At 71.3% G+C, this 6,210-nt stretch carries 7 protein-coding genes and 1 pseudogene; 5 read left to right on the top strand and 3 right to left on the bottom strand.

Features of this window, described 5'->3' with window-relative positions; all coding sequences use genetic code 11:
* Positions 1 to 573: pseudogene (locus ADE01S_RS29010) on the bottom strand (NADP-dependent malic enzyme); the annotation flags it as partial.
* Positions 574 to 679: 106 nt separating this feature from the next.
* On the opposite strand from ADE01S_RS29010, the gene ADE01S_RS29005 reads away from it, so the two are divergent.
* From ADE01S_RS29005 to ADE01S_RS28985, 5 genes are all read left to right on the top strand, one after another.
* Positions 680 to 1,648 (top strand): LysR substrate-binding domain-containing protein, encoded by a 969-nt coding sequence (locus ADE01S_RS29005; RefSeq protein WP_062685228.1) that lies wholly within the window; start codon positions 680 to 682, stop codon positions 1,646 to 1,648.
* Between the two features lie 111 nt (positions 1,649 to 1,759).
* Positions 1,760 to 2,317, top strand: coding sequence for a hypothetical protein (locus ADE01S_RS29000; RefSeq protein WP_075873559.1), 558 nt, complete (start codon positions 1,760 to 1,762; stop codon positions 2,315 to 2,317).
* The gene (locus tag ADE01S_RS28995; protein WP_062685227.1) at positions 2,317 to 2,808 is read left to right on the top strand and encodes a hypothetical protein; all 492 of its coding nucleotides are present in this window, start codon (positions 2,317 to 2,319) and stop codon (positions 2,806 to 2,808) included. The genes ADE01S_RS29000 and ADE01S_RS28995 overlap by 1 nt, the downstream gene beginning before the upstream one ends.
* Before the next feature lie 80 nt (positions 2,809 to 2,888).
* On the top strand, positions 2,889 to 3,695 hold the full coding sequence (locus ADE01S_RS28990; protein WP_062685226.1) for an AraC family transcriptional regulator: 807 nt from the start codon (positions 2,889 to 2,891) through the stop codon (positions 3,693 to 3,695).
* 80 nt (positions 3,696 to 3,775) lie between these two features.
* Complete coding sequence (locus ADE01S_RS28985) at positions 3,776 to 4,654, top strand: DMT family transporter (RefSeq protein ID WP_062685225.1); 879 nt, start codon at positions 3,776 to 3,778, stop codon at positions 4,652 to 4,654.
* Here the strand turns inward: ADE01S_RS28985 and ADE01S_RS28980 are convergent.
* Positions 4,651 to 5,130 carry a MarR family winged helix-turn-helix transcriptional regulator gene (locus ADE01S_RS28980; RefSeq protein ID WP_062685224.1) on the bottom strand — a complete coding sequence of 160 codons (480 nt, stop codon included), beginning with the start codon at positions 5,128 to 5,130 and terminating at the stop codon, positions 4,651 to 4,653. The genes ADE01S_RS28985 and ADE01S_RS28980 overlap by 4 nt on opposite strands.
* A gap of 84 nt (positions 5,131 to 5,214) precedes the next feature.
* On the bottom strand, positions 5,215 to 6,171 hold the full coding sequence (locus tag ADE01S_RS28975; RefSeq protein ID WP_062685223.1) for a LysR family transcriptional regulator: 957 nt from the start codon (positions 6,169 to 6,171) through the stop codon (positions 5,215 to 5,217).
* Positions 6,172 to 6,210: the final 39 nt, after the last annotated feature.

Below are 6,210 nucleotides of genomic sequence, written 5' to 3'. Positions count from 1 at the left end.
CACCTTGACCTTCTTGATGTCCTTGCCCACGACCTTCAGGCCGTTGATGAAGGCCGCCGAAACCGTAATGGCCGTGCCGTGCTGGTCGTCGTGGAAGACGGGAATCTTCATGCGCTCGCGCAGCTTGCGCTCGACGATGAAGCACTCAGGCGCCTTGATGTCTTCGAGGTTGATGCCGCCGAAAGTGGCTTCCAGGCCGGCGATGATCTCGACCAGCTTGTCCGGGTCGGTCTCGTTGATCTCGATGTCGAACACGTCCAGGCCGGCGAACTTCTTGAACAGCACCGCCTTGCCTTCCATCACCGGCTTCGACGCCAGCGCGCCGATATTGCCCAGGCCCAGCACCGCCGTGCCGTTGGTGATCACGCCCACGAGATTGCCGCGGGCGGTGTAACGGAACACATTGGCCGGATCGGCCACGATTTCTTCACAGGCCGCCGCCACGCCGGGGGAATACGCCAGGGCCAGGTCGCGCTGGTTGACCAGCGGCTTGGAGGCCATGACGGAGATCTTTCCCGGGGTGGGGTATTCGTGATAGTCCAATGCCGCCTGGCGGTCCGACTGGTTATTCATGGGGCAGCGCCTCCTGTCTTGATGTCTGAAAAATTCTAGGCCCCAAGACATAAGGAGATCATTCGGTTTTAATATTGTTCCATTACCTTTACCTTATGCATCACCCATGACCGCCTTCGATCCGGACCTCGTCGTCCGGAAACTGACCTCCCGGCTGAAGATGCGCCACCTGATGCTGCTGCTGCAGATCGAGCAGCACGGGTCCCTGACCCGGGTGGCCGAGCACATGGCCACCAGCCAGCCGGCGGTCACCAATGCCCTGGCCGAACTGGAAAACATGTTCGGCGTGCCGCTGTTCGACCGTTCCGTCCGGGGCATGACCCCGACGCCGCTGGGCGCCGTGGTGCTGGCCCGCGCCCGCGCCCTGGTGCACGACCTGGGGCACCTGGTCCAGGAAATGGAGGCCGTGGCCGCCGGCCACGCGGCCCACCTGCATATCGGCGTCATCCCCTTCGTGTCGGGCCAGATGCTGTCGTCCGCCATCAGCCGCACCTTGCCCCAGGGCCGCCAGATCACGGCGACCATCCATGAAGGCCAGGGCCCGGCCCTGCTGCGCCAGCTGCGCGACCACACCCTGGACATGGTGGTCGGCTGGGCCACGCCCTCGGTGGACATGACGAACATCGCCTTCGAGGTGCTGTACCGCCAGCAGCCGCGGCTGATCGCCAGCCGCCGGCTGGCCGCCCGGCTGGGCCGGTCGCGGCTGGAATGGAACCGGCTGGCCGACCTGGACTGGATCCTCGGCACGCCGGGCAGCCCGATCCGCGAACAGGTGGCCGACATCTTCCTGCGCGCCGGGCTGGCGCCCCCGCCCCCTTCGGTGCAGAGCGACTCGTCCAAGCTGATCGGCGAAATGATCGTCGCCAGCGACCGCGCGGTCACCATCCTGCCCGCCGACATCGCCGACGAGCTGGTGCGCATCGCCGGCGCGGCCATCGTGCCGTACTCGTTCGACTGGACCCTGCCGCCGATCTCGCTGTTCACGCGCTCCGACGGCCTGCGCCGCAACGTCGACGCGCTGTTCGCCGCCGCGCTGCGCGAGGTCTACACCAAGGGCGCGCGCGCGCCGGGCTAGCCGGCCGGCGGAAAATTGCCAACAAATGCAAATCCGCTACCGGCGCGGCCTTCCGCCCTCCTATACTTGCCGCGCCAAGCATCACGCAGGAGGGCAAGCAGCTTGTCGTTCATATTTCCGCCTATCGCCGCCGGCCGCGGCGCGATCGTCCGGGGCGCGACAGCCCTTGCCGGCCTGGCCGCGCTGGGGGCGCTGTCGGGCTGCAGTTCGCTGCTGAGCGAAGGCACCGGCGCCGCCGCCGGTATCGCCGGCACCGCCATCGCCAACAAAGTCACGGACAACGCCACGGTGGCCACCGGCATCGGCCTGGGCGTGCAGGCCGGCGCGAAGGCCGCCCTGGCTTACGCGCAACGCAAGACCCGCGGCGAAGAACAGGATGCGATCGCCATGGCCGCCGGCCCGCTGGCGGTAGGCAAAGTCGCCAGCTGGCGGGTCGAGCACCAGCTCCCCATCGAGAGCGACGCGCAAGGCCAGGTCACGGTCAGCCGGCTGATCGGCGGCGTGGACCTGGAGTGCAAGGAAGTGGTGTTCTCCATCGACACCCCCGCCGACAAGGCCGGCGCGCCGCCGGCGCGCGAGTTCTACGTCACCACCGTCTGCCGGGACGGCGCGCAGTGGCGCTGGGCCAGCGCCGAACCGGCGACCGCGCGCTGGGGTTCCCTGCAGTGATGCGCGCAGCCTGTTTGCTGGCGGCGGCCGCCAGCCTGGGACTGGCCGGATGCCAGAGTTCCTCCATCGGCGGCGCGACCGGCGCCGTGGTCGGCACCGTCAGCGGCGCCGCCACGGCCAATCCGGTGGCCGGCTACGCCATCGGCGTCACGGTTCAGGCGGCGGTCGACGCCAGCGTGAAGTACGTCCTGCGCGAATGGAAGAACGACCAGCAGAATGTCATGGCCAATGCCGCGGGCGAACTGCCCATCGGCCAGGTCCGGCAATGGCAGATCCGCCACGCGCTGCCGGTGGGCAACGAACGCGGCGGCATCCAGGTGGTGCGCGACATCGATACGCCGCTGACCCGCTGCCGGGAAGTGCTGTTCACGGTGGAGCAGGAGGACGCGCCCGCGCCCGCCTATGCCAGCCTGATCTGCCGCCAGCCCGGCGGCCAGTGGAAATGGGCGGCGGCGGAACCCGCCGTGGCCCGCTGGAACGGGCTGCACTAGGGCCTGTTAACAGGCCCCAGCTTGATCGCGCGGGGCCGCGCGGGCGATACTGCCCGCAAGCCCTCTTCCGCGCCTTCCCCATGAGCCCAGGCCAGTTCGTCATGCACCGCAGCGCGCTCGCCGGCGTGCAGGCCGTTGCCGCGCACAGCCGGCACGCCTTCGCGCGGCACACGCACGAGCAGTTCGGCATCGGCGTCATCCGCCAGGGCGCCCAGGTATCGCACAGCGGCCGCGGGCAGGTCCAGGCCGGCCCCGGCCACGTCATCACGGTCAATCCCGGCGAAGTGCACGACGGCGCCCCGCTGGGCGACGGCGTGCGCGCCTGGCAGATGCTGTACCTCGATCCGGAAGTGGTGGCCGACGCCGCCGACGCGCTCCGAGCCGGCGGGCGCGCCTATGAATTCGAACACCCCGCCCAGGACCATCCCGCGCTGGCCCGCGACGTGCTGGCGCTCTACGCGCAGGCGACGGCCGGCGCCGCGCCGCTGGCCTGCGACGCCCTGCTGCTGCGCATACTGGCCCGGGCCGGCGCGCCCCTCCCCGATGCCGGCCGGCGCGCGCCCCGCGCCGTCCCCGACGCCATCCGCCATGCCCGCGGCCTGATCGACGACGATCCGGCCGCCGCGCTGTCGCTGGCCGACCTGGCCGCGGCCAGCGGCCTGAGCCGCTATCAAGTGCTGCGCGCCTTCACCCGGGCCACCGGCCTGACGCCGCACGCCTACCAGGTGCAGCGCCGGCTGTTGCTGGCGCGCAGCCTGATCCGGGGCGGAACGGCGCTGGCCGAGGCCGCGGCCGCCGGCGGCTTCGCCGACCAGAGCCACATGACGCGGCTGTTCGTTCGCGCCTACGGCCTCTCGCCGGGGCGCTACGCCCAGGCCGCCGGCTGATCCCCGCAATTTCGTTCAAGACCCCGCCGCGCGCCGCGGCCTACGCTGCGGCTTTTCTCGACGAAGGATGCGGACGGGCCATGAACAGCCGGACTCAAGGCTATTTCTACCTCGCGGCCGCCATGGTGCTGGTGGGCAGCACCGTGGTCGCCAGCAAGATCATCGGAACGGGCCTGCCGCCCTTCACCGCGACCGCCCTGCGATTCGCCGTGGCGCTGCCGTGCTTCGGCCTGCTGATGGCGCTGACCGGCGCGCGGCTGCCGCGGCTGGACCGCCGCGATTGGCTGCTGCTGGCGGCGCAGGCCATCGCCGGCAGCGTGGGCTACACCGCGCTGCTGATCGCGGGCCTGCAGCGCGCCTCCGCGGTGGACGGCGGCATCATCCTGGGCACCCTGCCCCTGGTCTCGGCAGCGATCGCCATCCTGCTGCTGGGCGAGCGGCCGGGCAAGGCCACGCTGGCCGCCATCGCCGCGGCGGGCTTCGGCGTCTGGCTCATGACGCGCCATGCCGCCGGCGGCGGCGACTCGTCGCTCGCGGGCAATGCGCTGATCCTGGGCGCGGTGCTGTGCGAGGGGTTGTTCATCCTGCTCAACAAGCGGTTGCGCATGCCGGTGGCGCCGCTGGCGCTCTCGGCCGTCATGGCCGCTTTCGGCCTCGCCTTTTCGGCCCTGGCCAGCCTCGCCGAGGCGCCCTGGACGCTGTCCCTGTCCGTCCCCGCCCTGGCGGCGACGGCCTATTACGCGCTGGTGCCCACGGTGGGCGGCTTCGTGCTCTGGTATGCGGGCTCGGCCCGGGTGCGGGGCGCGGAAGCCGCGCTCTTCACCGCGCTGGCTCCGGTGTCGGCGGTGGCGCTGGCCGCCGGCCTGCTGGGCGAGTCCCTGGCCGCGCAGCAACTGTACGGCATGGCTTGCGTGCTGGGCGCCGTCGCGATCCTGGGAACGGCCCGCGCCCGCCGCTAGCCGCGGCTGAAGGCCAGCGCGAACTCCTCGGAGAAAATCTCGGCCAGCGAGCGCCGCAGGGCGGTGGCGCGGTCGGCGCCATAGGCCGACTCGAAGCGGCGCTGCGCCTCGCGCCACAGGCGCCGGGATTCCGCCAGCTTGGCGCGCCCCGCGTCGGTCAGCGCCACGCGGCGGCTGCGGCCGTCCAACGGGTCGCGCGAAGTCTGCACATAGCCGTCGCGCTCCAGCGGCTTGAGATTGTGGGCCAGCGCGGACCGATCCAGCACCATCGCCCGCGCCAGGTCCGTCATCGACGGCGTGCCGGCCCGCGCGATGTGCATCAGGATCGAGTGCTGCGACACCTTCAGGCCGCAAGGCGCCAGCACCGCGTCATACAGCTGCGACACCCGCCGGGTGGCCTTGCGCAACGCCGCGCCGTTGCAGACCAGCGGATCGGGGGCATGGGGCGGGGCGACGAGGGACGGATCGGCGGGCATGGCGGGCGCGTGAGGAACCGCGGGCGGAAGGACGAGGGTTCAACGCTAACGCCGGGACCGGCCCGCGTCTAGGGCCTGTTAACACTAAAAGGAGCCTCGCACGGGCCCTGGGGGTCCGGCGCGATCATTGCGCGCCTTCGCCCCGGCGCCCCGCGGGACGGGCGCATCGCGCAGGGCGTAGTCCACCAGCTCGGCCGCATAGGCGGGAAGCGTGTCCCGCACGCACAGCACCAGGTCGCGCGCGGCCCAGTCGTCGGCCAGGACCACGCGCCGCACGCCCGCCGCGCGCCCGTAGCGCGCCGCGGCCACGCGGGGCACGATGCCGATGCCCACCCCCTGCCCCACCATCCTGCACACGGCGTCGAAGCTGCGCAACCGCACGCGGTAGGACAAGACCTTGCCGTCGCGCCGCGCATGATGGGCGATGTGCTCCTGCAAGGCGCTGCCTTCGACCAGCCCCACGAACTCCTGGTCCGCCACGTCCGCCAGCATGACGGCGGACTGCCCGGCCAGCGGGTGGTCCGCCGGCACCACGAGGCTCAGGGGATCGTGCCGGAACGGGGTCGTGCGCAGCCCGTGCAGGTCGGCGGAGTCGGCCAGCACGCCGATGTCGCAGGCGCCCGCGCGCAGCGCGTCGGCGATCTCATGGCTCAGGCGTTCCTCCAGGTCGACGGAGACGCGGGGATGGTCCTTGAGAAAGGCGCCCAGCACCGGCGGCAGGTATTCGCTGAGCGCGGTGGTGTTGCACAGCACCCGCACCAGCCCCTTCATTCCCTGTCCGTAGTGGTCCAGTTCGCCGCGCATGCGGTCCATCTGCGCCAGCACTACGCGGGCGTGGTGTGCCAGGGTACGGCCCGCCGGCGTGGGCTCGACGCCGCGCGGACCGCGCAACAGCAGCGGCACGCCCAGCGCGTCCTCCATGCCGCGGACGCGTTCGCTGGCGGAGGCCAGCGTCATGTGGGAGCGCCGGGCGCCGGCCGTGATGGAGCCCGTTTCCTGCACGTTGAGGAAGAGCCGCAGGTCGGTGAGGTCGAATCGCATGCGGAAAGCGTAGCACGCAAGCCTCAGGCTCTCCCATAG

The sequence above is a fragment of the Achromobacter denitrificans NBRC 15125 genome, assembly GCF_001571365.1.
Classification (GTDB): Bacteria; Pseudomonadota; Gammaproteobacteria; order Burkholderiales; family Burkholderiaceae_B; genus Achromobacter; species Achromobacter denitrificans.
The sequence above is the reverse complement of the archived record's forward strand: the minus strand, read 5'-3'. Positions and strand labels throughout refer to the sequence as shown.